General features: G+C 54.4%; 30 protein-coding genes. 21 read left to right on the forward strand and 9 right to left on the reverse strand.

What is annotated here, in order from left to right; translation table 11 throughout:
* Nucleotides 1-63 precede the first annotated feature (63 nt).
* Nucleotides 64-825: a DeoR/GlpR family DNA-binding transcription regulator gene (locus RJP21_RS12660; RefSeq protein ID WP_160039922.1), complete on the forward strand. Its 762-nt coding sequence runs from the start codon at nt 64-66 to the stop codon at nt 823-825.
* A 75-nt stretch (nt 826-900) separates the two neighbouring features.
* On the opposite strand, the gene RJP21_RS12665 is transcribed toward RJP21_RS12660, so the two are convergent.
* Nucleotides 901-2,667, reverse strand: coding sequence for a sulfatase-like hydrolase/transferase (locus tag RJP21_RS12665; protein ID WP_310859607.1), 1,767 nt, complete (start codon nt 2,665-2,667; stop codon nt 901-903).
* A gap of 269 nt (nt 2,668-2,936) precedes the next feature.
* On the reverse strand, nt 2,937-3,539 hold the full coding sequence (locus RJP21_RS12670) for a TetR/AcrR family transcriptional regulator (protein ID WP_310859608.1): 603 nt from the start codon (nt 3,537-3,539) through the stop codon (nt 2,937-2,939).
* Nucleotides 3,540-3,707: 168 nt separating this feature from the next.
* Between RJP21_RS12670 and RJP21_RS12675 the strand changes: the two genes are divergently transcribed.
* From RJP21_RS12675 to RJP21_RS12720, 10 genes are all read left to right on the forward strand, one after another.
* On the forward strand, nt 3,708-4,592 hold the full coding sequence (locus tag RJP21_RS12675; RefSeq protein ID WP_310859609.1) for an ABC transporter ATP-binding protein: 885 nt from the start codon (nt 3,708-3,710) through the stop codon (nt 4,590-4,592).
* A gap of 1 nt (nt 4,593) precedes the next feature.
* Nucleotides 4,594-5,406 carry an ABC transporter permease subunit gene (locus RJP21_RS12680; protein WP_310859610.1) on the forward strand — a complete coding sequence of 271 codons (813 nt, stop codon included), beginning with the start codon at nt 4,594-4,596 and terminating at the stop codon, nt 5,404-5,406.
* A 225-nt stretch (nt 5,407-5,631) separates the two neighbouring features.
* Nucleotides 5,632-6,093 (forward strand): DinB family protein, encoded by a 462-nt coding sequence (locus tag RJP21_RS12685; RefSeq protein ID WP_310859611.1) that lies wholly within the window; start codon nt 5,632-5,634, stop codon nt 6,091-6,093.
* Nucleotides 6,090-6,644, forward strand: coding sequence for a GNAT family N-acetyltransferase (locus RJP21_RS12690; RefSeq protein WP_310859612.1), 555 nt, complete (start codon nt 6,090-6,092; stop codon nt 6,642-6,644). Before RJP21_RS12685 ends, RJP21_RS12690 begins: the two co-directional genes overlap by 4 nt.
* Before the next feature lie 190 nt (nt 6,645-6,834).
* A complete protein-coding gene (locus RJP21_RS12695) occupies nt 6,835-7,785 on the forward strand; it encodes a GNAT family N-acetyltransferase (RefSeq protein ID WP_310859613.1) in 951 nt (316 codons plus the stop codon).
* A gap of 476 nt (nt 7,786-8,261) precedes the next feature.
* A complete protein-coding gene (locus tag RJP21_RS12700; protein ID WP_236575484.1) occupies nt 8,262-10,118 on the forward strand; it encodes an anaerobic ribonucleoside triphosphate reductase in 1,857 nt (618 codons plus the stop codon).
* Nucleotides 10,119-10,133: 15 nt separating this feature from the next.
* The gene (gene nrdG, locus RJP21_RS12705) at nt 10,134-10,703 is read left to right on the forward strand and encodes an anaerobic ribonucleoside-triphosphate reductase activating protein (protein WP_310859614.1); all 570 of its coding nucleotides are present in this window, start codon (nt 10,134-10,136) and stop codon (nt 10,701-10,703) included.
* A gap of 215 nt (nt 10,704-10,918) precedes the next feature.
* Entirely contained in the window at nt 10,919-11,836 is a 918-nt protein-coding gene (locus tag RJP21_RS12710) for an EamA family transporter (RefSeq protein ID WP_310859615.1), read from the forward strand.
* Nucleotides 11,837-12,184: 348 nt separating this feature from the next.
* Entirely contained in the window at nt 12,185-12,709 is a 525-nt protein-coding gene (locus tag RJP21_RS12715; RefSeq protein WP_160039902.1) for a GNAT family N-acetyltransferase, read from the forward strand.
* 59 nt (nt 12,710-12,768) lie between these two features.
* Nucleotides 12,769-13,188, forward strand: a complete 420-nt coding sequence (locus RJP21_RS12720) for a hypothetical protein (RefSeq protein ID WP_160039900.1) — start codon at nt 12,769-12,771, stop codon at nt 13,186-13,188.
* Nucleotides 13,189-13,206: 18 nt separating this feature from the next.
* On the opposite strand, the gene RJP21_RS12725 is transcribed toward RJP21_RS12720, so the two are convergent.
* Nucleotides 13,207-13,404, reverse strand: a complete 198-nt coding sequence (locus tag RJP21_RS12725; RefSeq protein WP_160039898.1) for a hypothetical protein — start codon at nt 13,402-13,404, stop codon at nt 13,207-13,209.
* Nucleotides 13,405-13,514: 110 nt separating this feature from the next.
* Here RJP21_RS12725 and rpiA point away from each other — a divergent pair, with 110 nt between their 5' ends.
* The gene (rpiA, locus tag RJP21_RS12730; RefSeq protein ID WP_310859616.1) at nt 13,515-14,201 is read left to right on the forward strand and encodes a ribose-5-phosphate isomerase RpiA; all 687 of its coding nucleotides are present in this window, start codon (nt 13,515-13,517) and stop codon (nt 14,199-14,201) included.
* A gap of 58 nt (nt 14,202-14,259) precedes the next feature.
* Entirely contained in the window at nt 14,260-14,721 is a 462-nt protein-coding gene (locus RJP21_RS12735) for a MarR family winged helix-turn-helix transcriptional regulator (protein WP_160039894.1), read from the forward strand.
* 100 nt (nt 14,722-14,821) lie between these two features.
* Here the strand turns inward: RJP21_RS12735 and RJP21_RS12740 are convergent, their stop codons facing one another.
* Nucleotides 14,822-15,121: a hypothetical protein gene (locus tag RJP21_RS12740; protein ID WP_310859617.1), complete on the reverse strand. Its 300-nt coding sequence runs from the start codon at nt 15,119-15,121 to the stop codon at nt 14,822-14,824.
* Between the two features lie 4 nt (nt 15,122-15,125).
* Nucleotides 15,126-15,992, reverse strand: coding sequence for a helix-turn-helix transcriptional regulator (locus tag RJP21_RS12745; protein ID WP_310859618.1), 867 nt, complete (start codon nt 15,990-15,992; stop codon nt 15,126-15,128).
* 143 nt (nt 15,993-16,135) lie between these two features.
* Here RJP21_RS12745 and fabF point away from each other — a divergent pair, with 143 nt between their 5' ends.
* Complete coding sequence (gene fabF, locus RJP21_RS12750) at nt 16,136-17,374, forward strand: beta-ketoacyl-ACP synthase II (protein ID WP_310859619.1); 1,239 nt, start codon at nt 16,136-16,138, stop codon at nt 17,372-17,374.
* A 116-nt stretch (nt 17,375-17,490) separates the two neighbouring features.
* A complete protein-coding gene (locus RJP21_RS12755) occupies nt 17,491-17,871 on the forward strand; it encodes a hypothetical protein (protein ID WP_310859620.1) in 381 nt (126 codons plus the stop codon).
* A 95-nt stretch (nt 17,872-17,966) separates the two neighbouring features.
* Here the strand turns inward: RJP21_RS12755 and RJP21_RS12760 are convergent, their stop codons facing one another.
* On the reverse strand, nt 17,967-19,163 hold the full coding sequence (locus tag RJP21_RS12760; RefSeq protein WP_310859621.1) for an MFS transporter: 1,197 nt from the start codon (nt 19,161-19,163) through the stop codon (nt 17,967-17,969).
* Nucleotides 19,164-19,403: 240 nt separating this feature from the next.
* Between RJP21_RS12760 and RJP21_RS12765 the strand changes: the two genes are divergently transcribed.
* Nucleotides 19,404-19,835 (forward strand): GNAT family N-acetyltransferase, encoded by a 432-nt coding sequence (locus RJP21_RS12765; RefSeq protein ID WP_310859622.1) that lies wholly within the window; start codon nt 19,404-19,406, stop codon nt 19,833-19,835.
* Between the two features lie 210 nt (nt 19,836-20,045).
* A complete protein-coding gene (locus RJP21_RS12770; protein ID WP_310859623.1) occupies nt 20,046-20,678 on the forward strand; it encodes an SGNH/GDSL hydrolase family protein in 633 nt (210 codons plus the stop codon).
* 56 nt (nt 20,679-20,734) lie between these two features.
* Here the strand turns inward: RJP21_RS12770 and RJP21_RS12775 are convergent, their stop codons facing one another.
* A complete protein-coding gene (locus RJP21_RS12775) occupies nt 20,735-21,400 on the reverse strand; it encodes a tetratricopeptide repeat protein (protein WP_310859624.1) in 666 nt (221 codons plus the stop codon).
* Between the two features lie 428 nt (nt 21,401-21,828).
* Between RJP21_RS12775 and RJP21_RS12780 the strand changes: the two genes are divergently transcribed.
* The 4 genes from RJP21_RS12780 (at nt 21,829) to RJP21_RS12795 (ending at nt 24,032) form a co-directional block, all read left to right on the forward strand.
* Entirely contained in the window at nt 21,829-22,419 is a 591-nt protein-coding gene (locus RJP21_RS12780; protein ID WP_310859625.1) for an HD domain-containing protein, read from the forward strand.
* 152 nt (nt 22,420-22,571) lie between these two features.
* Entirely contained in the window at nt 22,572-22,790 is a 219-nt protein-coding gene (locus tag RJP21_RS12785) for a helix-turn-helix domain-containing protein (protein WP_160045639.1), read from the forward strand.
* 202 nt (nt 22,791-22,992) lie between these two features.
* Entirely contained in the window at nt 22,993-23,805 is an 813-nt protein-coding gene (locus tag RJP21_RS12790; protein ID WP_310859626.1) for a glycoside hydrolase family 25 protein, read from the forward strand.
* A 116-nt stretch (nt 23,806-23,921) separates the two neighbouring features.
* Nucleotides 23,922-24,032 (forward strand): sporulation protein YjcZ, encoded by a 111-nt coding sequence (locus RJP21_RS12795; RefSeq protein WP_201452276.1) that lies wholly within the window; start codon nt 23,922-23,924, stop codon nt 24,030-24,032.
* Between the two features lie 262 nt (nt 24,033-24,294).
* Here RJP21_RS12795 and RJP21_RS12800 read toward each other — a convergent pair whose 3' ends face one another.
* Nucleotides 24,295-24,621, reverse strand: a complete 327-nt coding sequence (locus RJP21_RS12800; RefSeq protein ID WP_036711775.1) for an SPW repeat protein — start codon at nt 24,619-24,621, stop codon at nt 24,295-24,297.
* Nucleotides 24,622-25,012: 391 nt separating this feature from the next.
* A complete protein-coding gene (locus RJP21_RS12805; RefSeq protein ID WP_310859627.1) occupies nt 25,013-25,606 on the reverse strand; it encodes a hypothetical protein in 594 nt (197 codons plus the stop codon).
* Nucleotides 25,607-25,947: the final 341 nt, after the last annotated feature.

The following is a 25,947-nucleotide window of genomic DNA, read 5'->3' on the forward strand; positions in this document are numbered from 1 at the left end:
GATTTTGCGAAATTCCAAGGTGAATCCGGCTGGCGGGAAGGCCGGCGATGAAAGAGGGTAGCTATGTTAGTTGCGGAAAGATACGATAAAATCGTAAGCCTCGTCAACGAAAGGGGCAGCATCCGGGTATCCGAGCTGAGCGAGCTGTGCGGGGTCACGGAAGAAACGATCCGACGCGATCTGGACCGTCTGGAGCAGCAGGGCAAGCTTCGGCGCAGCCACGGCGGGGCGGTCAGCGTCAAAGAGACGCAGGCCGAAACGCCGTATTTCGAACGGGAAGTGATGCATCAGGAGGAAAAGAAACGCATCGCCAAAGCGGCTGTCGCCCTGATCGAGCCGCATGACCGGATCGCGCTGGACGCCAGCTCGACGGCATGGTACATGGCGTCGATCCTGCCGGATATTCCGCTTACGGTGTTGACCAATTCCATCAAGGTGGCGCTGGAGCTGTCGTCGAAGGAAAAAATCGAGGTCATCTCGACCGGCGGCATTTTGGCGGCAAGATCCCTTTCGTACGTCGGTCCGATGGCCGAGCGCAGCCTGGAAGCCTACTATGTCGAAAAAGCGTTCGTTTCATGCAAAGGGGTTCACCCGGAGCGGGGCATCAGCGAATCGAACGAGCTGCAGGCGATGGTCAAACATAAGCTGATCAAACAGGCCGCAAACGTGTATTTATTGGCCGATGCCAGCAAGATCGGCGTGCAGGCGTTTACGCATGTGGCCGGCTGGGAAGAGATCGACACGGTCATTACGGACAGCCACATCGCAGGCACGGATGCCAGGCTGCTGCGGGAAAAAGGGATCGAGCTCATCGTCGCGGAGTGAAAGATAAAAAACACACAAGCCTCCATGGAGAGGATGCTTGTGTGTTTTTTTGCGCTTTTCGATAACGGGCCGTAATTATTCCCGCTTCGGCAGCAGTTTGACGTATTCGTCCGACAGCTTCATTTGCGACAGGTTGTATTCGTAATCCGTTTTGTATTTGGCGAAATCGGCGACGGGTTCGAGCGTGTCGAGGTTGACCGCGCTGCCGTCCTCAAACGTTTTGCCCGGAACGTACAAAATGTCGTCGTTAAAGAAGGATCCCGTCGGCAAGTAATAACGGCTGCCGACAATGTTATGGTCGATGTTCAACAAATCATGGCCAAACGCGGTGAAGTTCTCTTCCTTCAGCGATATCCCGAGCAGGTTGGCGAGCGTCGGCATGATGTCCACCTGTCCGCCGACCTGCTTCACTTCCTGTCCCGGCAAGCCGGGCACGTGGATCAGAAGCGGGATGTTAAAGCGCGTGACGCTCGGATCGTATTTGATGCCCAGCGCCTGGCTGACCATCGCGGGATCGTTATCCTGCGGCTGCAGGCCGAAGTGGTCGCCGTAGATGACCAGCACGGTGTCGTCCCACATGCCGTTTTGCTTCAATTGGTCGATCAAGGTTCCGATCGCATAATCCGTGTAATTGACGGCAGCCAAATAATTGCCGAGCTGCGTTCCTTTCAAGGCATCCGGGATGCTGATTTTCATCCGGTCTTCCGGCACGTTGAACGGAAAATGGCTGGATACCGTCACGAACTGCGCGTAAAAAGGTTTATTCTCCTGGTGGAGCTTGGACAGCGTTTGGACGCCGAATTTGTACAATTCTTCGTCCGACGCGCCAAACTCGTTAAAGTGGTCGTTTTTATAGTTCGGTTTGTCGTAGTAATGGGTAAAATTCAAGGCCGGGTACAGCTTGTCCCGATCCCAAAACTTGACGTCGTTCACGTGAAACGTGTCTGCTTCGTAATTTCTTTTCTCGAGCAGCCGCGGCATGCTTGGAAGCTCGCGGTCGCCGAAGCCCGTCGACATGGCGATGGTCGCCGTCGGATAAATCGAGGTGTTGCTCATGAATTCCGCGTCGGAGGTGTTGCCTTGTCCGATCTGCTGGAATACGCGCGGGAAGTAAAAGCTGTCTTTGGCCAGGCTGTTCAGCACCGGGGTCAATTCCTGGTTATCCAGACTCAAATGGATCGGGAAGTTCTGGAACGCCTCCATTTGGATGACGATGACGTTTTTGCCTTTGGCCGCCCCAAAAAACTTCGGCTGCGCTCCCGGATGATCCTGATATGTGAACGACGCTTCCTTCGACTCGATTTTCTGCACCGTTTCCTCGATATTGCCGGAAGCGACGATGGCGGCTTCCTCTTTGGCTTTGAGCCCCGCGGCTACCTGATAATTAAAGAAGCCGAGGTGTTCGGCTTGGAGCACTTCGTTCGTGATGCCCCGGTCATTGGCGATAAAAAATACCGTGGCGGCAAGGGCGGCAACGCCGATGACCGCCGGCCATCTTTTGCGAAGCGGAGCGGACATGCCCGGTCTCCGTCCCATCAGCCTGCCGACGACCCAAACCAATGTGATCACGACGACATCGGCAAAAAAGAGATAATTCGCCGTTTCGATGGTCGACTGCACGCTGTCCTTGATTCCTCCCACCTGCTTCAGCTCGGAGAGGGCGGTGTAGGTCGGAACGGTGTTGAAATGCTGAAAGTACACCGCCGACGCAAAAAACATAAACGAGCACAGCAAGTTGAGCAGCCAGTACACGATACCCTTCGCTTTGTTGGGGATGACGAGCTCCAGCAGGGACAGAAGCACCAGCAGCGAGGCGGCGTCCGCCGCGATCCGGCTCCACATGATCTCATGAAAGAAAAAATAACGCAAAAGCAACAGCTTAAGCAGCAACAGAATGAAGATGGCGACTACAGGTGTTTTTGGCTTTGATGAACGTAAGGAAAAGTCTATCATTCCGGCTCCTTTCTAAACAACATGGTTTGATGAATGTTGGGGTCGTTCATCATTTTCGGATTCGGTCGGCGACCCCGATGATCATTGCTAACCATTACTATATTCGTTTTTTTACACGATGAAAACATAAAATTAACATAGATTTTACAATTGTTGAATCATTTTTGGGATTTGGGCCCACAAATGCCATAAAAAAATACATGCACCATTTCCTCGATGAGTTTGTCCTGATCTTCGCCGTATTGCGTCGATTCGAGCATGCGCACGGATGAATCGTAAAGCATGTTCAAATACAAAATGACCGTTTCGACCGATATGCCGTCCGAAATTTCCCCGTTTGCCTTTGCTTTGCCGACCAGTTCCGCCACGAGCGGCAAACTTTTCTCCTCGTAATTTCGGCGGACGATCTCCCGGATTTCCGGATCCTCCTGCATCAATTCCGCGAGGACGGAAGGATGGAAGGTGTGGGAGTTTTTTTTCTTTTGCAAAATGATGTATTCGATCTTTTCTTTTAACGTGGAGTTCCCGCGGACGACGGATTCGAATTCATCTATGGCGCCCTGGACGTAGTCTCGGAATACTTCCCGGATCAGGGCTTCCTTGCTGCCGAAATAATTATAGATCGTCACTTGGGAAACGCCGGCTTCCCCAGCGATGTCCGCGATGCGGATTTGCTTAGTGCTGCAAGAGGCGAGCATCTTTAACGTCGTCTCTTTAATGCGGTTTTTGATCTGCTGTGCTCTACGTTCAAAGCCGTTCACTCGTATATCAGCTCCATTTTCCGGCATTCGCCGCCTAATGATGAAATTATAACACATAAATATTTCATAACTCTATTGACGGGGAGAATCCTCCGGCGTATGATCTGGTCATGAAATATTCGAAAGATTATATTTCATAATTTTATTCCCAAGCGGGAGGCGCTGGCTATGCTAACGGTGTCGCATGTAACGAAGGTGTTTCCAGGAGGCAAAGGGATATTCGACGTCTCTTTTACCGTGGAAAAAGGGGAGGTATTCGGCTTTCTCGGTCCGAACGGGGCCGGCAAATCCACGACGATCCGGCATATTATGGGCTTCATGAAGCCCGAAAAAGGATATGTCCGGATTCAGGATTGCGATACGTGGAAAGACCAAGGGAAATTTCAGAAGCTGGTCGGATATTTGCCCGGAGAGATCGCTTTTATGGAAGGCATGACCGGGAAATCCTTTCTTGATTTTATGTCCCGGATGCAGGGAGGCGTCGATCCGAAGCGCAGGGAGGAGCTCGTCCGGCGGTTGCAGTTCGACGAACGGACGCCGATCCGGAAGATGTCCAAGGGCATGAAGCAAAAGGTCGGCATCGTGGCCGCGTTTATGCACGAACCCCGGGTGATCATTTTGGATGAGCCGACGTCGGGGCTTGATCCGCTGATGCAAAAGGTGTTCATCGAGTTAGTTTTGGAGGAAAAGGCGAAAGGCACGACGTTTTTAATGTCTTCGCACAGCTTTCCGGAAATCGAGCGGACCTGCGACCGGGCGGCGATCATCAAGGACGGGAAAATCATTGCCGTCAAAAACGTCCATGAGCTGCAGGCCGTGCAGCGGAAGCTGTTCGAGGTGACCTTTGAGTTTGCGGAAGACCGGGATGCATTTCTTTGCAGCGGCATGAAAATCGACTCTTGCCAAGACAACAAGGTGCGCGTCGCGGTGCAGGGAGACTATAACCGTTTCGTGCAGGAAACGGCCAAGTACAGAATCCGCAGCATCGACGTGTTTTCGCAAAACCTGGAGGATGTCTTTATGGATTATTACGACCGGACGGGAGGCAAATGACATGAACATGGCGTTGTACGGGCAAATGCTCAAAAACCATCTGCGGACGATGACGAGTTACGCGTTCGGATCCGCTTTTTACATCCTGCTCATGTTCTGGATCTATCCGAGCATGGCCACGCAGTCGGAAAACTTGAATGCGATCATTGCGTCGATGCCGGAAGGAGTCAGCAAGGCGTTTAGCCTGGAAAACGGGTTCGGCAGCGTCGAGTCGTTTATTTCCGGGGAATATTACGGGCTTTTGTTCGTGCTCATTTTATCCATCTTCAGCATCATGACGGCCACCCAGCTGATGGCGCGCCTCGTCGATCAAGGTTCGATGGCGTACCTGCTTGCCGCCCCGACGACCCGGGTCAAGGTGGCGCTTACGCAGGCGGCGGTCCTGCTTACGGGGTTGTTCCTCATTTCGCTCGTCACGACGCTTGCCGGATACGGAGGATACGCATGGTTCATCGGCGATGTCGGCGAGCTTGATTCCGGCAGCTTTTTGCTGCTGAATCTGGGCGCGTTTTTGCTCTTTTTTGCCGTTTGCGGCATCAGCTTTTTTATTTCTGCGGTTTCGGGCGACGAAAAACGGGCGCTAGGCCTTTCCGGCTTCATCGTATTTGGATTTTTCAGCCTGAATTTGGTGGGCAAAATCAGCGAGAAGCTGTCCTGGATGCAGCATATTTCCTTGTTTTCGCTGTTCAATACCGCGGATATCGTCAAGGGGGCGGTCCATTGGACGCCGGTCGTCCTGATTTTGCTGGCGGTCGGCATCGCCGGATTTGCGGCAGGAATCCTCTTGTTCCGGAAAAAAAGCTTGCTGCTGTAATTCATTATATAGGGGGTGGGGAGCCGCGATCGGCGGCGGTTTTGGATGAAGCGGCTTTCGCGACGTTCGGCGGTCGTATTTTCGTTGTTGCAGCTTGGCGGCTTCCCGCTTTCCCAGTAGTTTTTTATCAAGTGGGGCCAAACAAACGTTCTTGTCTGGAAATCCGTTGAATGGTATGATCAGGAAAGGAAACCCATTCGAATCATGCCAAGGAGGAGTTTCGAAATGAATACGAAGCAGGAAAAATTGGCGGCTTTCGCCGAACTGGTCGGATTTGCCGAATCGTTGGAACGTTTGACCGAGGAGGCGTGGGTCGGGCCGATCGCGGAAGGGAAATGGTCGCCGCGCGACATTATCAGCCATATGATGCTGTGGGACAATTACTTTTTGGAAAATGCGGTTCGGCCCATGGCGGAGCATCGCCCAATGACGCTGAAGCCGCTCGATTTCGACGAGTTCAATCGCGACGCTGCGGCTTACGGGCGAACCCGGAGCAAGCAGGATTTGATCCGCCAAACGGTGGAAGCGCGCAAGCGGCTCATCGAGGTCATCGAAAGCATCCCGGAATCGGAGTTCGGGCATAAGTATGAAGACAAGCTGTCGGTCGACGAATATTTGCTGGATTTTTACGAGCATGACCGCCATCATATGGGGCAAATCAATACATATCTCGCGGAGCTGGCATGATTCGGATTCGCGAAGGGGAGCTTTCGGTGCGATCCCTGGCGGAGGAAGACGCCCCGCTGCTGGCAGCGTGGCTCAGCGACCCGCGCGTGCTTGAATTTTACGAAGGCCGGGACCGGCCGCATGACCTGGAGCAGGTGTACGCGCACTTTTACCGGAAGGACAGCGATTCGGTCCGGAACATCGTGATGTACGGGGACCGGCCCGTGGGTTACGTTCAATATTATGAAATCGACGAGGAGGAACGGGAGCTGTACGGGTATGCAAGTACGCGGGAGCGGATCTTCGGCATGGACCAGTTTATCGGCGAGACGGACTGCTGGAACCGCGGAATCGGTACGCGGCTGGTTCACGCGGTGGCGAAATATTTGCTGTCGGAGCTGCAGGCGGACCGGATCGTTATGGATCCGCAGGCATGGAATGCCCGCGCGCTCCGCGTCTACGAAAAATGCGGGTTCGTGAAGAAAAAGCTGCTGCCGCGGCATGAATGGCATGAAGGGGCATACCGGGACTGCTGGCAGATCGAGCTGGACGGACGAACCTCACGAACATAAAGTTGAAAAGCAAGGGCTGTACCCGAGGTCTGTTAAAGACCGGGGTACAGCCCTTTTTATTAGTGTAATGATAATCCACTGCTTCCTGGTATTGCAAGAAAAACGACCTTGCCTGATTAGTGGCATGAAAACGGACAATGGGGTCGTAAGCTAAAGAGGAAGCCTTTTTAGGCGGAAGGGAGCGATCGGCGTGGACAAAAAGGAGCGGCTGAAACACCTGCATCATCTCGACCTTGGGGAGGGATTTTGCTTGCGCAGGGCCGAGGCTGCGGAATGGGAGACGTATGCCGGCGTCTATTATCATCAGGCGACGGTCGGCTTTTACCGGAACGGGAATGGCGCCGGAGGCCTTCTTCCTGCGGGGGATGAGCCCTTTTGGCTTCAAAGGGATGAGGCCGTTCAAGGCGGACTTGCCTTGTCGGCCGGGGCGTTCCGGCATCTTTTTGCGCTTCCGCCCTTTCGGACCGATGCGGAGCTGATCAGGCGGATCGCGCAAGCGCTGCGTCGGGTCGGCGGGCCGGGGCAGCCGCTTCGGGCATGGGATGTCCCGGACGATGGCGCGGAGGCGTACATCCGGGCAGGATTCCGGCCGGACCCGTGCAGATTCCGCTGGATGCAGCGCCCGGCCGCGGAATTTGCGGATATGCTTCCCGATCCGCTGGCATGGCGCCCGGTAGAAGTCCTGCGGGATTCGGCCGGGGCAAGGATGGCGTTGGAACGCGAAGCCGGGCTTTTGCTATTCAAGCATGCGCCGGAAGCGGGACGACTGGAACTGACGCCCCCCTCATTCGCGCAGACGCTGCACCGGCTTCGCGAATGGGCAGCCCGCAGCTCGAAGGCCGGGCTTGACGCATCAAGTCTCGTTTACGACGGCGCCACGCGCGCTTTGATCGGCGTATGCCTGATCGGATACGCGGAAGGATGCCCGACAATCGACGGGCTGGCCGTATTGCCAACGTTCCGGGGCAGGGGAGTGGCGACGCGTATGCTGGGAAGGGCCATGACCGTTTTGGCCCGCAACGGGGAGCGGCTTTTCCGCATTCGGATCATGCACGGCCATCCGATCGAGTCGTTGTGTTACCGACTCGGCTTTATGCCCGGCCCGCTGTTTATGCCGGAGATGACGTTTGTCCGTTCCTGAACCCGGCCGATCAGAGGGCGCAGCTTTTTTCCATAATATCAGAAAGCATAAACTACAGAGCCGTTGCTTCCTGATATTGCAAGAAAAACTTCCTTGTAAACGCGGTCTGTCTTCTCAGGAAGTACGTTCGATAGACGTTTTTGTTATAAATATCAGAAAGCATAAACTGCAGAGCCATTGCTTCCTGATATTGCAAGAAAAACTTCCTTTAAACGCGGTCTGTCTTCTTAGGAAGTACGTCGATAGACGTTTTTGTTATAAATATCAGAAAGCATAAACTGCAGAGCCGTTGCTTCCTGATATTGCAAGAAAAACTTCCTTTAAACGCGGTCTGTCTTCTTAGCGAGTACGTCGATAGACGTTTTTGTTATTATCGGGGTGTGACAATATATATAGTGTTGATTCGAATGGTTGAGTACTATATATGGTGTCGGATGGGCGGCCCATCCCATTATCGCCGTAAGGAGGAAGTTGTAATGATGACATACGAACAGGATCGGACCGGACATCTTTGGCGTTCCTTTCATGATATGCTGCAAGCCGGCAGCCCGGATGTGCTTCGGGAAAACGCAAACGTGGACGGGAAATCGCCGATGGGGCTCATGAGCAAGTTTGCCAGCGAAAGCGCCAAAATGTACACGGTCGAGCATTTATTGGCGCCGGAAGTGCGGGAAGCGATGGAACAAAATTTGATCTATCCCCATGACCTCGATTTTTATGCCGCAGGGACGACCACCTGCTGCCAAATTCCGCTCGGCAAGCTGCTGCGGGGAGGGTTTAACACCGGCCATGGCCATATGCGCGAGCCGCAGGACATCAAAAGCGCCATGGCGCTTGCTTCGATCATTTTGCAGGCCAACCAGAACCAGCAGCACGGGGGACAAGCTTTTCCGATGTTTGATGCCGATTTGGCGCCGTATGTGCGGAAAACGTACGAAAGAAAGCTCCGCATGCTGCGGGAGCTGCCGCTGCGGGACGATTTCGACCTGGAGCGGGAAGCTTGGAGCATGACGGAGCGGGACGTTTATCAGGCCTGCGAAGCATTCATTCATAACGCGAATTCGATGCACTCCCGCGGGGGCGGACAAGTGCCCTTCATATCGGTCAACTATGGGACGGACACGTCCGATTGCGGCCGGATGCTGACAAGGCAGCTGCTGCTCGCGACCCAGCGCGGACTCGGGCGCGGCGAAACGCCGATATTTCCGATTCAAATTTTCAAAGTGAAATCCGGGGTGAATTTCCGGCCGGAGGACCCGAACTACGATTTGTACAAGCTTGCGCTTGAAACGACCGCCCGCAGGCTGTTCCCGAATTTTGCCTTTCTCGATTCGCCGTTCAATAAAGCCTACGACCGGGGAACGCGGGAAAGCGAGGTCTGCTACATGGGCTGCCGGACGCGCGTGATGGGAAACGTGAACGGGGAGGAAACCGCCGTCGGCCGCGGAAACCTGTCGTTTACGTCGGTTAACCTTGTCAAGCTTGCGCTGTTGTCCGCCGGTCCGGAGGAGTTTGACCGCAGACTCGAAAAAGCGATGGACGTGGCGGTTCGCCAGCTTCATGACCGTTTCCGCTACCAGGCAGGCCGGCAGGCCGGAAACTTCCGTTTTTTGTATTCCCAAGGCGTATGGCGGGGCGGTGAACGTTTGCGGCCCGATGACCGGCTGGGCGACGTGCTTAAGCAGGGGACGCTGAGCGTCGGCTTCATCGGGCTGGCCGAAGCCTTGACGGCGCTCTACGGCCGCCATCACGGCCAGGACGAGGAGATGCAGCGGCAAGGGCTTCGGATCATCCGCCGCATGCGCGAACGGATGGACCGCGAGACGCGGGACAGCGGGCTGAATTTTACGCTGATCGCAACCCCTGCGGAAGGGCTGGCGGGAAAATTCGTGAACAAGGACCGGGAGCTGTTTGGGACCATCCCGGGCATCACGGACCGCGACTATTACACGAATTCGTTCCACATCCCCGTTTATTTCCCGATCAAGGCGGCGGATAAAATCCGTTTGGAGGCGCCGTACCATGAGCTTTGCAACGCCGGACACATCACCTACGTCGAAGTGGACGGATCGGTTATTCACAACGTGGCGGCGCTGGACCGGATCGTGCGCTGCATGGCCGAGAACCGGATCGGCTACGGTTCGATCAATCACCCGGTCGACCGCTGCAAAACATGCGGCCACGGCGGGATTATCGACGACCGCTGCCCGGGATGCGGCGGTGCGGAGATCGAGCGGATTCGGCGGATCACCGGGTATTTGGTCGGCGATATGGACAAATGGAATTCGGCCAAACGCGCGGAGGAAGCCGACCGTCTGAAACATGGCAGATAAGGAGCGAGAAGGCATATGGGTACGGAAACGGAGTTTGTTCCGGCATTTTCCCGTGAAGGGGAGGCAACGGTATGGATCATGGATATCGTACATGACAGCGTCGTGGACGGCGAAGGGCTTCGTACCGTCATTTTTTGCGCAGGATGTCCGCACCGGTGCGCCGGCTGCCACAACCCGGAATCGTGGAAGCTGCGCAGCGGCAGGCGCTTGAGCATCGCCGAAGTCGTCCGGGAAGCGGGGAGCAACCCGCTGACGGACATCACGCTCTCGGGCGGCGACCCTTTCCTGCAGGCGCGGGGCATGAGCCTGGCGGCAAGGGAGCTGAAAGGGCGGGGAAAGCATATTTGGGCGTATACCGGCTACACGCTCGAGGAGCTGCTTGCAAGCGGCGACCGCCACAAACAGGAGCTTCTCGACTGCTGCGACGTGCTGGTGGACGGCCGTTTCCAGCTTGAGCAGCGGGACTTGTCCATTCCGTTCCGGGGAAGCCGGAACCAGCGGATATGGGCAAGGAGGGACGGAGGCTGGGAAGAAATCTATCCGCTTGACCCGTCCGGCGGGACATCCTTTATTCTGGTAACGTAACTCATTGACGCCCCCGGAAGAATGTTTTAATATTCAATCTTGAAGGCAACAAGATACGCAACATAAACATGACGCAGCACCTGTCTTAAACTCCGATTCGTTCGCGAGTGGCGAAATTTTAACGATGGCTCGGCCATCGGTTTCGTTCGCCCCCTGTCTATTCCGACGGGGGGTTTTTGGTTGTTGCGCGGCTTGCATCAAAGGGGGAATCATACATGAACAAACTTAAATATTCGCTGCTCATTTTGATCGGGGCGGTCAGCTACGGCTTGCTGTCTTCGATCATGAAGGTCGGCATGAAGGAAGGTTTTACCGTCAGCCAAATGCTGGGCGGGCAATACGTATTCGGCTGGACATTTTTGCTGATCTTAATGCTTGTTTTTTCGCGCAAAAAGCTGTCCCCGAAGCAGTGGCTGTCTCTGCTGGCCGTCGGGATCACGATGAGCGGCACTTCGGTATTTTACGGAAAAGCCGTTGAGCTGCTGCCCGCATCGATCGCCGTCGTCCTTTTATTCCAGTTCACCTGGATCGGCGTGCTGCTGGAAGCGGTAGCGGACCGGCGTTTCCCGAATAAGAGCAAAATCGCTTCCATCATTGTGCTGTTGGCGGGAACGCTGCTCGCCGGAGGCGTCATCGGTCAACAAAGCGGAGCGCTGGACATGAAAGGCGTCATCTTCGGGCTGCTCTCCGCCTTTACGTTTGCGCTGTACATGTTTGTCAGTGGGCGTGTAGGAACGGAAGTGCCTGCTTTCAATAAAAGCTTTTTCATGACGACGGGCTCCGGCGTGATCGTGTTGTCGGTGTTTTCTCCAACATTTTTATGGGATGGGGCCCTTGGCGCCGGTTTATGGAAATATGGCATCACGCTGGGCTTTCTCGGCATTTTGATACCCGTTGTTTTCTTTGCGATCGGCATGCCGAAGGTCGGCTCGGGAACCGGAGCGATCCTTGGCGCCGCCGAGCTGCCCGCTGCGGTGGTCGCGTCGGTGCTTCTCGTGCATGAACACGTCAGCGGCCTGCAATGGATGGGCATCGTGCTGATTTTTATCGGGATCGCCATTCCGCAAATCCGGTTTTCCAGACAGAAAAAGCCGCCGCTTTACGAGACCCAAAAGTCTGCGGCGAATCTCTGACCTTTTTCGTGGCGGATTGCGGGTTAACGACCGCTGCGCAGGGTAATGTATGAATGTAGACTTCTCTTCATTATTTTTTTGGCCTCGGCTTGTTCAGCCGCAGGCTCTTTTTTTGTATCAGGATTTTGCAAAATTCGATTCCGGCCGTTCCCGGGTCCAATATTTAGACGGACGAAACATCTTCGCTTTATATATGATTGAAAGTCGCTCTTTGGATTTTTGCAATATCCTCGTATAATAGGATCAAAAAGGAGGGTGTACGGTTATTCCAAAAAGACGCATCGCATTTCCAAATTCAACTATGGCAAAAGGGAGGGATTCTAACAAACATATTGGAGGAAACAAGCGATGATCATTAGAACGATGCAGCTTCATGAATCCGGCTTGATCCGGCAAATCGACAGATCGGAGACGATCGGAAGCATTTATAAAATAAACGATGGCGTGCTTGAAGCCGTCCCCGCAGGGCATGAATGCCCGACCTGGGATGAAAGGCATGCGCAGGAAATGATGGAACGTTTCGAATATGAGCTGAAGCGCGGCGGAACGGCCTACGGCGCTTTCGACGGGGATACGCTCGCCGGTTTCGGCGTGCTCGGGCACCGTTTCCGCGGCGAAAATCAAGACCGGCTGCAGGTCGATCTGATGTACGTCAGCCGCCCGTACCGCAGGCAGGGCATCGGAACGCGAATCATGGAGGAGCTTTCCAAGGCGGCGAAAGAACGCGGAGCGTCCTATTTGTACATCTCTTCCACGGAAACGGAGTCGGCGGTTCATTTTTACATGGCCAACGGCGGCAAAGTGACCGACCAGGTGGATGAAGAACTGTTCCAAATGGAGCCCGAAGACATCCACATGCTGAAAAAGCTTTAGCATGATGCCTAGACGGATGGCGGCACGCCGAAACGAATGGAATGGATGAAGGTGAAGACTTGTTAGTTTATGTCGGATATGTGATAGGAATTTTGATCCTTGCGGCGGCAGGTTACCTCGCATGGCGAAATTCGAGGATCATTGCGGAGCAGAAGGACAAAAAAGGCGACGTTCCCGCCGTTTCTTCGTACACGGTGCAGGTCGAACGCCAGGCCGAAACAGGCGAAGGCGCAAACGCGACTCCGCTGCTTGAGGCGGTGTACCGCGAAGCCGAGGGAACGGTGCAAGTTCGTTTAAGCCGGGTGAACGGCACGATCGGCGAGCTGCAGCTGGAGCATGCGGTGCAGATTATGGAGCATACCTGCTCCGGATTGGCGTCCAAGGGCGAGACGGTCCGCATCGCAGCCTTCGATGGGGCGATCTTGAACGAGGAAGAAAAACAAGCCGTCGTCCGGCTTGAGCGGAGACTGCGGCGTTAGCGCACAGGCAGGCAACCGCTACATATGATAACTTCCGCTCGGTTCGTGCAGCACCCATTCCAGCATGCTGATCATGTCTTCGAGCCGAAGAAGCTGGGCGTTCAGCGAGGCATGCGCCGGCGTGTCCGGTTCTGCCGAATCGATGCGGGCCATAAGGGATTTCTTTTGCAGCGTAAGTTCATTGATTTTGGATTTGATCTGATTTTCGGTTCTCATGTTCGATACCTCCAAAGACTGTCATCTTATGTCTGATTATATCAGGTCATGGGCAAGATCCCTAATGAACCGAAATATCGAATGAATCATGATTAAGGAGCGTGGAGAGTATGAACATGAAACAGCTGGCCGCGGAAAAAGCGGTGGAATACGTCAAGGACGGCATGCGCGTCGGGCTGGGAACGGGTTCGACGGCTTATTGGGCCATCCGCAAAATCGGCGAGCGCGTTCGGGCGGGACTGAACATTCAGGCGGTCGCGACGTCCAAGGCTTCGGAAAAGCTCGCGGAGGAGGAAGGCATCCCTTTGATTCCTTTTGACCGCATCGACGGGCTGGATTTGACGATCGACGGCGCCGACGAGCTCGACCGCGAGCTTCACCTGATCAAAGGCGGCGGCGGTGCGCTGCTGCGCGAGAAAATCGTGGCGTACCACAGCAAGGAATTGATCGTCATCGCCGATGAAAGCAAGTACGTGGACAAGCTCGGCAGCTTCCCGCTGCCGGTGGAAATCGTTCCTTTTGCCAATGAATGGACGATGGCCGCGCTGGAAAAACTCGGGGCCAAACCGATGCTGAGAACGGACGGCGAGCGCATCTACGTGACGGATAACGGCAACTACATTGCCGACTGCCGTTTCGGCGTCATCGAAAACCCCGCAGAGCTTCACCGGACGCTGCTGGCGCTGCCGGGCGTCGTGGACAACGGCCTGTTTATCGGAATGGCCTCCCGGGCCGTCATTGGGCGTCAGGACGGTACCGTAACCGTCATGAATCCGCCGGACGTAAACGGACGTTGACATTTTGGCGGCTTTCCACTATCTTTATATTAAGATAGTAGTTTTGGAGGTTTCTCGTATGGCAGACAAAATGAACAATGACGAATTGTCCCTGGAGCTCTTTATCGTGCTCGCGCGCGCGTACAATTCGGTCGTAGCCCATTCCTCGCGCGATATTCAAAGCCACGGGCTGAATACCACCGAGTTTGGCGTGCTTGATCTTCTGTACCACAAAGGGCCGCAGCCTTTGCAAAAAATCGGCGAGAAGGTGCTTATTTCCAGCGGAAACATTACTTACGTGGCCGATAAGCTGCAGAAAAAAAATCTGCTCGTGCGCAAAGCCTCGCCGGACGACCGCCGCGTCATTTTTGCGGACTTGACGGATGAAGGGCGCGATTTCTTCGGGAAGATTTTCCCGAACCATCAGCAGGTGCTTGTTCATGCAGTCGAAGGACTGAACGAGGACGAGAAAAAACAGGCCGTCGAGCTTTTGAAAAAGCTTGGACTTTCTGCCGAAGAGAGCTTTAAAGCCGGCCGCTAAAAGCGATAAAAAAATGCATATCGATGACAGCAAAACAGCCGCGTCGCCGCGCTTGAACAAGCGGAGGGACGGGCTGTTTTTCGTTTGCAAAGGTCCGCATTTACAGCTTAAACCGCTCCACATGGTCCCAAAGCTTCTCCTCGATCAAAATTTCCTTCTGCTTCGGACCGATCAGGTCAAAATGCGGAAACGGATTCCGGTTATGGATATGCCGGGAGGGCAAACCGTGCGTCTCGCACCATGATTTGAGCCGTTCCAGGTCCGAGCAGCCCACTTTGGTTACCGTCGTCATTCCCGGAAATCGCGGATCAAGCCAGAAATGGGTCAAAAACGCGATTTCGCCCCGGCTGACCGCCTGCTTCCAAGCTTCAAGTTCTTTCCGGTTTATACCAAAAGCCATGATTTTATCCTCCCCGAACGTTCATTTCATCCGCCGATGTTTTCATCAGCCGTTTGAGCTTGGCTTCCGTCGAGGAGCCGGCGGCAGGCGTGTATACGCTGCAGCGGAGATCGGCCCCGCCCTGGACTTGGAGCGAAGTCAGGTCAAAGAGCATTTTTCCCATTTTGGCATGCCGGAATTCGATGACGACCTCCGGGGCGCTGCTGACCTGACTGTGCTTCCATAAAGGCAGAAATTCCGGATCGACCTGCTCCATTTCCTGCAAAAACTGCTCGTACCAGGCATCTTCCACGTATTGCCCGTAATAGGAACGGAAAATCGAAAGAAAACCCATGACAAAATGCTCCCAATTGACCGCGAGCCGCCGGAATTCCTTGCGGGTGAACAGCAGGCGGATCATGTTCCGCTGCTCCGGCGGAATCCGTTCAAAGGCCAGAAACACGTGGGAGGCCGCGCGGTTCCAGCCTACGATCTGACAATGGCGGTCGGAAATGATCGTCGGGCAGTAGTGGAGCTCGTCCACCATTTTTTGCAGCGACGGGCTGATCTTGGGCTCCTCCTGCTGCGTCAAAATGGAGCTCGCCGGCGTTTCCATGGCCAGGGCAAACAAATATTTCCGCTCGTCGGGCGTCAGGCGCAGGGCGGAAGCGATACAGTCGAGCACCGACGAGGAAACGTTGATGTCCCGGCCTTGCTCAAGCCACGTATACCAGGTACTGCTGACGCCGGCCAGCTGGGCGACCTCTTCTCTGCGCAGCCCGGGCGTACGGCGGCGTCCCCCTGAAGGCAAACCGACCGTTTCGGGCTGGATTTTGGCGCGCTGCTCGGTCAGGAAGGCCGACAGCGCCTTGAGACGGGTGTCGCGGTTCATCGTATTTCCCCCTTTGAATGAAAGCGGCTAAGCTCCCAAAGTATCAGCATAGTATTCATTATAATAGGATAAAGAGCAACTTGTAATAGGATAACACCTGTGAAAAGATAATGCCATAAAGGATTGTACAGGAGGAATCGAGTATGGAAAGAGTTGTCATCACTGGAGCTGGTTTGGTCTCGCCGCTGGGTAACGACGTTTCGGCATTTTGGAATGCGCTGCTGCAAGGAAAGTCGGGAATTTCACGGATCGACGATTGGGACACTTCAGGCATGGAAACGTCGCTGGCGGGCGTGGTGCGCGATTTTGACGGCGATGCCCGTTTCGGTAAAAAGGAAGCCCGGCGCATGGACCGTTTCTGCCAGTTTGCGATGGCGGCCGCCGAAGATGCGATTCGGGACGCGAACCTATCGCTAGAGCAGGTGAACAAGGAGCGGATGGGCGTCTATGTCGGCTCCGGCATCGGCGGCATATCCACCTTGATGGAGCAGACGGAGGTTCTTCGTTCGCGCGGTCCGTCCCGCGTCAGCCCGCTGCTGGTGCCGATGATGATCTCCAACATGGCTGCCGCGATGATCAGCATTCGGACGGGAGCGCAGGGCCCGACCCTTTCCCCCGTAACGGCATGCTCGATCGGCAACACGGGGATCGGCGAAGCATTCCGGCTGATCCGCGCAGGCGGTGCGGACGTTATTCTGGCCGGAGGCGCCGAAGCTGCGATCTCGGAAATATCGATGGCCGGATTCGGCAACTCGACCGCGCTTTCAGGCTGGGACGGCGATCCCGCCCGGGCAAGCCGGCCGTTTGATGCCGGGCGGGACGGATTCGTCATGGCAGAGGGAGCAGGCATCCTGGTATTGGAAAGCTTGTCCCATGCACAAAAACGCGGTGCGCGGATCTACGCGGAAGTGACCGGGTACGGCGCGACGTCTGATGCATACCATGTCGTTGCTTCCCATCCGGAAGGAAAAGGGGCCTATCTGGCCATGAAGCTGGCGCTGCAAGAGGCGGCCATAGAGCCCGAAAACGTGGACGTGATCAGCGCCCATGCGACGAGCACGGAGGTCGGGGACCGGTCCGAGGTTGCGGCCATTAAGCGGCTGTTCGGGGAAGCGGCCCACCGGATTCCGGTAACGGCCAACAAATCGATGATCGGCCACATGTTTGGCGCCGCCGGCGGCGTGGAAGCGATCGCGCTGGTGCAGATGATCCGCGAAGGCAAAATCCCGCCGACGATCAACCAGGAGACGGCCGATCCGGAATGCGACCTGGATTTTGTGCCGAACGAAGCCCGGGAGAAAAACGTTCGCGTCGGCATATCCAATTCCTTCGGTTTCGGGGGACATAATGCGGTCATCGTGCTGGAAAAGTTCGAGCCATAAGCCGATCGTAAGTTTCTCCGTTTATATGCATCATCCGTTGCCGATCGGTTAGCGACTCGATTTACATTTTTTGTTATACTGAAGAAAACCGATAGGGTATGCAAAGGGTGAGTGGGTTGCCTGTAAAAATTTGTCCCGGATGCGGCGCATCGAACGATGAAAAAGCCGGTTCCTGCATCGTTTGCGGCGCTTCGCTTGAGCAGGTCAAAGCCGTGCGCCCCTTAAAAACGGGCAACGATTTCGATATTTTAGAAGAAGATCCATATGTTCCTTCCCGAAACCGGGGGTTGCGGTTTGATTTATCCGGCAGCGGCTGGCTGATGGCCATGCTGGTGGTTGCGACGGTCATCTATCCGATTTTGGGCATGATCGTCGGCGGTCTGGTGGCCCTCCTGGGCGATCACGAGGAAAAACGCAATACCGGGAAATTATTGCTGCTGCTGGGCCTGATCATCTGGCTCGTCCGGGTCTTGTTCGTACAGCTGCTGATGCGATAGTTCGCCATTTCAAGATTTCAGACTGAAAAAGCCGGGCAGAGCACTTCAATTTACGCTCATTAGCCCGGCTTTTTTAGTTTAAAGGGATGTGCTGGTCATGCGGCTGCGTGGCGCCGTTGAAGCTTGGCAAGCAGCGTGGACAGCAGCAGCGCGGCAGCCAGGAAGCCGGCGATCATGCCGACTACGCCGCGCCAGCCGTACGCCCCCCAGAAGGTGCCGCCCAGCGTGCCGCCGACGCTCGAACCACCGTAATAAAAAAACAAATAAAGCGAGGATGCCTGCGCTTTTTCATGCTTGGCCCGAATGCCGATCCAGGAGCTGGCGATGGAATGGGAGCCAAAAAATCCGAAGGTGAAAATGATGATGCCGGCGATTTTAACCTCCAGCAGCGGACTCAGCGTAAGCAGCGCGCCGCTCAGAAAAATGGCGAGCCCGATCCGCAGCATGAGCGGCCTGCCGTGCGCATCGGCCATTTTTCCCATCCAGGTGGAGCTGAAGGTTCCGGCTATATAAACGATAAAAATGAATCCGACCAGCGTCTGGCTGAGGGAATAAGGCGGCGCGATCAGCTGGTAACCGATGTAGTTGTACAGTGAAACGAAACTGCCCATCAGCAAAAAGCCAAGCGCGTACAAAATAAGCAGGCCGGGATCCCGGAACTGGCTGCCAAGCGAACGCAGCAGCGGCTTGAACCGCAGCGGCCGGGCTTCGAAATGCCGGGACGGCGGCAGCAGGGCCAGGAAGACGAAGCTGAAGATCAGGCCGAGAAGTCCGATCGCGGCGACGGCGATCCGCCAATTCCACAGATCCGTCAGCGCTCCGGTGATCACCCGGCCGCCCATGCCGCCGATGGAATTGCCGCTGATGTACAGCCCCATCACCGCCCCCAGGCTGCTTGGGGCGATTTCTTCGCCCAGGTAAGCCATCGCGATGGCCGGAAGGCCGGCCAAGACGGCGCCCAGGATGATCCGGAAGATCAGCAGCATATGAAAATTCGGAACCCACGCGGTCGCAAGCGTCAGAACGGATGCGGCAATCATGGCGACGGTCATGACCGGCTTGCGTCCCCAGGATTCGCTGAGGGAACCGACGATGATCATGCTGAAGGCCAGCACCAGCGTCGTCAGCGACAGCGAAAGGCTGGCGGTCACCGGGGAAATGCCGAATTCCTTGGAGAACTCGGGCATCAGCGGCTGGGTATAATAAAGGATGGCAAACGTATTAAAACCCCCTGCAAAAAGGGCCAAACTCGTTTTGCGAAATGCGGAGGTACCGTGTTGGATATAACTCATGATGCAAAGCCTCTTTCCGTGAAAATTATTGAAAACGAAGCATTTTCTTTCTTAACAAGTGTACGCCTGTTTGCAAGCCGGATTCAATATCGCTATAGCATCGCATTCATGCCTAAAGCTTATGGTTTTGGCGGAACAAGCTTTTTCATTTCACGCAAAAAGTTGAAATTTTTCGCGAAGCGGGGTAAAGTAACGGCAGCAAACGAAATCAAAGAAGTGGATCAAGTGGAGGTCATAAACATGCTGTTAAACATTAAATCATACATACGCAAAGCCCAGGTCGCCGAGTTGTTTTCTTACGCGGTGTTCCCGGATGACAAGTCGATCGAACAAGCCGTTCAAGCCTATGAATCGAACGACGCCTGGCAGCTGTACGGATATGAGGACGGGGAGCTGCTCGTCGGCATGATCGGTTACGAGAAATCGGGGAATGACCTGATCGTGCATCATATTTCCGTCATCCCCGAAAATCGGGGGCTGGGGTACGGCAGAGGAATGATTCTGGAAGCGATGACGAAGGAAAAACCGAAGCGGGTGATCGCGGAAACGGACGAAGAGGCCGTCGACTTTTACCGGAACATCGGTTTCATCGTGCAGAGCCTCGGCGAGCAGTATCCCGGAACGGAGCGCTTCCGCTGCGTCTACGAGGTCGATGAGGCGGAAGAGGAATAACTCGATCCAATGCGGCAAGCAGCGCCGGTTCCCGAAGGGGGCCGGTTTTTTGCATAGGGCGAAACTCTTTGCCCTCATAGGACGAATCCGCATCCTACGCCCATTTTCGCCCAATCTTTGAACAGCCCCGAGTATTGTCCCTTTCAACTTTCCCGGCCGATTCATACAATGCTATAGATGAATCCAGGAAAAGCGAAGGAGGCGAAGGTTGTGGCGATTCCATACACGGCTGTCGGCGACTCGCTGACGGTAGGATTCGGGGCGATGCCCGGCAACGGCTTCGTGCCGGCCTACCGGAGCTTGGCGCAGCGGAGAATCGGGGAACAGGTGGCTTACGAGAACTGGGGGGTCAACGGGCTGACCTCTTCGGAATTGTACGACAATGTCAGGCATCATCCGCGGCTGCGCGCTTCGTTAAGGGACGCGCAGATCATTACGATTTCGATCGGCGGCAACGATTTGATCCGGGCTGCGAAAAGCGCGCCTTCCCAAAACATGTCCCAGCATTTCAATAAGGCGCTCACGCAATGCCAATCCAATTTTTCAGGGATCATGCAGACGATCAGCCAGCTGAAATCCGGCAGCAGAACGCCGTATATCGTTCGGGCCGTCGGTCTCTATAACCCTTATCCGCAAGTGGCTGCCGCCACGCAGTGGGTGCAGCAGTTCAACGGTTACATGGGCGGACATTGGGGCAGCGGATATGCTGCGGCCAACATATTTTCCTCCTTTTACGGCCGGGAAAGGGAGCTGTTGTCATTCGACCATCTGCATCCGAACGGCAAGGGGTATAAGGTCATTGCCGAGCATCTGAACCGGCTGGGATATTATCCGCTCGCTTGACTCGGCCTGCCGGAAAACGAAACAGACCCGTCCGGGGTCTGTTTTTTCGTCGTTTTTTATTTTTTGATCATGCTGAGCACCGCCCACTTCCGCTCCTGGCGTTTTTTGTACTTCGGGAGGGAACGGTAGATGTCGATCGATTCTTGAAAAGCGGCCCTGGCTTCCTCCTTTCGGTCGAGCGACTTGTACATCATGCCAAGCAGATAGTAACCTTCGCAAGAGGAAGAGTGGATTTCCTGAAAGCGGTGCACGTATTCGACCGCCTTGGCGCGGTCGCTGTGTTTGTATACTTCGGCCAAACGCAGATACGGCTGGCCGTATTTGACGCGGGGATTCATCTCCAGCGCCTTGAGGATGCAGGCTTCGCCTTCGCCGATGTTACCCTGCCGCAAATAAACGGTGCCAAGATCATCCCAAAATTCGGCCGAGTCTTCCGATTGCGGCTGGATCGACAGAAGCAGCTTCAACGCCTCGTCGTCTTTTTTTCGCTCGATCAAAAGCCTTGCCAGCTCGTGTTTCGACGAGACGTCGCTTGGATTCATGCCGATTTGGGTGCGCAGCTTGGAAATTCGGCCCATCCGTTTAAAAGGTTTGGTCAAGCTCGGAAAGATGCCGACGAAACGCCGGTCGAGCAAATAGACGATGACAAGCAGGACGAGAATGGCCAGGAACGGGTTCCCCAGCAGTCTCCATAACAGCATGAAACCTAAAATTTTACCCATATAAAACCTCCATCGCATTCGATAATGCCCTTTATTGACAGCCGGGAGCCTGTGTCCCGCGCCGTTAGCGCCGAGATTCGATTCACGATCCCTTTGTTGCCTTTGATCCGAAGCTTTGTTTTTTGATTGCTCCGGAGTGTTCCGGTGCGGTTGTGTCTTCCATGCAAGCAAACCTGTCTATCCAATGGATTCCGATCTGGATTGGCTCCACATAGAATAATAGCCTGTTTTACCAGAATATTCTACATGTTCACGGGAAAAAATGGTCCGGTGACACGCTGCCGAAAGAGTTTAAACCGTCCGGTGCGGCCACAGCCTGCCGCGGTTATTCGCTGCTGAAAAAAAAGCTTGGCCTGTCTTTCGGACCGGCTGCGATATATACTAAACGGGATCGTGTTAATCATAGGGGACGAATGGAGGGAGACCCGTTGAACGAAAGATTAAGCCGCCAGCTCGCTTTTATCCGCGAGGTCGACAAGCTGAAGACGATTTTTCGGCAAACGTATTTGCTGGACGCGTCCCGGCGTGAAAACGATGCGGAGCACAGCTGGCATATCACGCTCATGGCTTGCCTGCTGGAGGAGCATCTCGAAGGGAAAAAACTCGACTTGCCGCGGGTCATAAAAATGCTGCTGATCCACGATGTGGTTGAAATCGATGCGGGCGATACGTTTGCCTACGACGTTCAGGGGCATGAAGACAAATTCGAACGGGAGCAGCAGGCAGCAAGGCGGATTTTCGGTCTTTTGCCGCCGGACCAGTCTGCCGACATGATGGAGCTTTGGCTTGAATTCGAGCGCAGGGAAACGGCCGAAGCCCGTTATGCGGCAGCGATGGACCGGATTCAGCCGCTGCTTCACAATTATTATACGGAAGGCAAGGCCTGGCGCGAGCATCAAGTGACCTCGGGCCGGGTGCTGGAGCGGATCCGCTTCTTGAAGCAGGAGCTGCCGGATCTGCATGCGCTCGTAACCGGACTCATTCGGGATGCCGTCGATAAGGGCTACCTGCTGCCTTGAAACCGAAGGCGCAAGTCCGGGAGACTATTTTGCGACCGAAACAAGGAAAATGTATTTGATTTCCATTTTAAACAAGGGCCTTTAGAACTATTTGTTTGAATACAATGAAATGCAGCAGGCCATCCGCCGATAAAGTAGTTGAGGTGATACGGATGGCCAAAAAGGGACAGACGTTCTGTTCTTACAGTTTGGATACCAAGAAGAAGGCCGTGAACATGCGTCTCCAAGGAATGACCAAAAAAGAGGTCGCCGAAGCGTTGGGAATTGCCGACATCGGCCGTTTGAAGGTATGGATGCGAAAATACCGAGAGCAAGGGGATTCCGGATTAATAGACCAACGGGGGCGCTCCAAAGGAACGTTCCATTATTAAAACAAACGAACATGTACTTCTTGGGGAAAGAGGCCTTTATTCAAGGGCTTCTTTTTCTGTGCCTGTAACGTTTTCTAAAAGCGAAGGCGGCCGCACATTTTCCCCGGGCGGGGGAGGAAGCGTCTACACGGGGGGATAACAGTATACATACATATAGGTACGTGCAGATCCATGGTCTGCAGACCTAAGTGGAGGTGATGCTGTGCAAAGCCGAAGCGGCTATCATGCCAAGGGAATCGACGTCTCGCATTGGCAGGGCGTCATCGATTGGAAGCAGGTTAAAAACGCAGGTTACTCTTTCGCGTTTCTGAAAGCGACGGAAGGACCGAAGCTGGTCGACGACCGGTTCAGAATCAACGCGCAGGGGGCGCGGGCAGCCGGACTTTTGACAGGCGCTTATCATTTTACGCGGGCTCGGAACGTGGCGGAAGTCAAGGCTGAGCTGGAGCATTTCGTGCAGACCGTCGACAGCGCCGGGGGATTAGGAGCATTCAAGCTGCCTCTTGCCGTTGACATCGAAACGAAAGAAGGCGGGACGCGGGAGAACATTACGGCCATCGCGCAGGAGTGGGTGAAGCAATACAAGCAGCAAACGGGAAGAACGCTGATGATATACACGTATCCGGACTTTATCGATACGTCGTTAGACGGCACGCTGGGGAACGTCCCGCTATGGTACGCCTATTACAGCAGCAGAGTCCCCGCAAATAGAGGCGGCTGGGTCTCATGGGAGTTTCTTCAATATACGAATAAAGGCAGCGTGCCAGGAATCAACGGAAACGTGGATTTAAACGAATATAAAGGAAGCGAGGCGGAGCTATTGAATGCATACGATACGCCGAATCCCGGTTCCAAAGGAAGCGTGCCGCAATGGAAGGAAGCAGGAAGGCAGTGGCTTATCGACCATGCGGGGATCAGCGAGGATTGGAAAGCGGAGGATCCGCTGGATATCGGCACGCTCGGAGCGATTTTGGCCAAGTATACGGCGTCGGTGATCGGCAAAAAAGACGTGTAAAACGGCGCTTGTCCTTGAAAATAGGCGTTTTTCCGTCCCGATTTGGGGAGGAGTCTATGCCAAACGTCCAGTGTCCCACATACTGTAGAGTATGCTACATGGAAGGAGGGAATGGAATGAGCGGAGTTGTTGGCGGAGTAGGTTGTTACAATCCTTTCGCTTCTACAGGTGCCATTTTGGTTCTCTTTATTTTGCTGGTTATTATTACGCGTTCTTTCTGGCTGTAATCGGTTCGTACTTCCGGCAAGACCGTTGATTTCCGAAAGAGATCGCCTGTCATGGCTTCAGCGAGGCCTGCCTTGCAGGCGATTTTACATACATGCCGCATTGGAATCCGTCCAGGCTGCATACGAAAAAATAGCGCAGTCCCGAATGAAGCGGGATCTGCGCATGCGATGGCTGTAAAACTTAAGCGGGAAACACAGGTGATTGGACGCCCCTGTTGGCCTTACAACAACCTGCCTTGCCCTTGGCCGGTTCGCCCGGCCGTCAATCCTTGGCGGACAAGGTAATCAAATTGAGAAGTACGGTCACCGCACCCAAAATGATGCTGCTCCACATGACGTTGGATTCGACGGTGTAAACAAACGGAAAAACAATGAACCAGACGCCGGCAAGCAGCGAAATCCAGTTTTGCCAGGAGCCCCATCCGGACCCGGAAAAAGCCCACAAGGATGCGATCAATTGAACGGCCCCGACAATGACACTCGTCCATAACGCCCCTTTGTCATCGGAGTAACCTGCAATCCACGGCGCAATGATAAACCAGATCCCGATGAGGGCGACAATGGTATTATCGACGCTTCTTAGCTTCATCCACACACACCTCCGTTTAAAATCGATGCCAACACGAGGGCACGTAAAAATCATATGCAGCAAAAAAGCGAACATTACTAAATATGTAACTAAAGTCATGACAGCTCGGCAAAATGTGGCGTACCCGCTCGAATCGTTCCCGATGGATCCGCGGTTTGCCGTAAAACGATTTTTTATTTAACTTTAATCCGCATATAAGGTTGTTTTCATGTTTCACCGGAACGTTTTCTGTATATTAATATGTATAACCCCCCTTTGATATATAGTTCGGATTTGGCTCCGGCGATGCGATAACGCCGGGGCCGCTTTTTTTGAGGCGGCCGGCCGGAAAGCCTTCCCTCACTGAAGAAACGGATATGCCGCAGTGGCATATCCGTTTCTTTTTTCATCGTTATTTTAGGTAAGCTCGCGTTTTTAACTGATCTTTATAATGAAGCGACTTATATAGATGAGGGTGGATCTTGTACCAGCTTGCATGTTTAAAAAGCATGGCATAATCGTCCACCGGAGCTTGAAAGACGTCCCGCGCCTTTTGCAAATCCTCGCGGCTGACCGCTACAGAGATCGTTTCCTTGGCTGCATGTTTGGCGTTTCCCGGTTCCGGGTTGCCGTACAAGCAAACCTCCACCGTGCCGATGCCTTTGTTCTCGAGCAAAATGCCGCTGTACGCGATGAGCGTCGCCGCCGCATCTTTCATCAATTGATCCGGATCCGGGGACTCATGCTTGAGATCGACCGTAATCGTTTTGTTGTTGGCTCCTTGAACCTGGATGTCTTTGATTTGCGACGCTGCGATGACACCGGCGCCTCCAGCTTGTTCAAGAACAAGCCTGACGCTTTCGCGGGTCACTTCGGCATTGGACCAGACATCCTTTTTCTGCGCAACATTGACTTTGGCCGGGTCGGAATTTCGCGAGCAGGAGGCCAGCAGAAAGCACGCCGCGATCATCATGCATATAACCTTTAAAGGCGATCTGGGCTGCAACTTCATCCCCCTTTCCCAAAAGCATAATACAAATGAAGTCTATCAGAACACACATGAGAATGGAATAGATAAACCAATTATGACAATTTAGACAACTGCCGTTACAATTCTTTTACCTCTTTCATTTATTGATAGAAAAGGAGGGAATTCATAGATGAAAAATAGACGTGTTGCACAAAATCGCGTAATCCGTCTTCGCAGAGGCCAAACCATCCGGCTGGTATGCGGCATAGGGATCGTCTCCCGACGGATCACCTTGCGTCCGGGCGAATTCGTCGTAGTTACGTGCGCAGGCAGTGCGAGAGTTGTCACTGTCGGCTGCCAGGAGTTCAACCGCAGGA

Origin of the sequence: Paenibacillus sp. VCA1, assembly GCF_031583795.1 — a bacterium.
In the GTDB taxonomy this organism is placed as follows: Bacteria; Bacillota; Bacilli; order Paenibacillales; family Paenibacillaceae; genus Paenibacillus_AQ; species Paenibacillus_AQ albilobatus.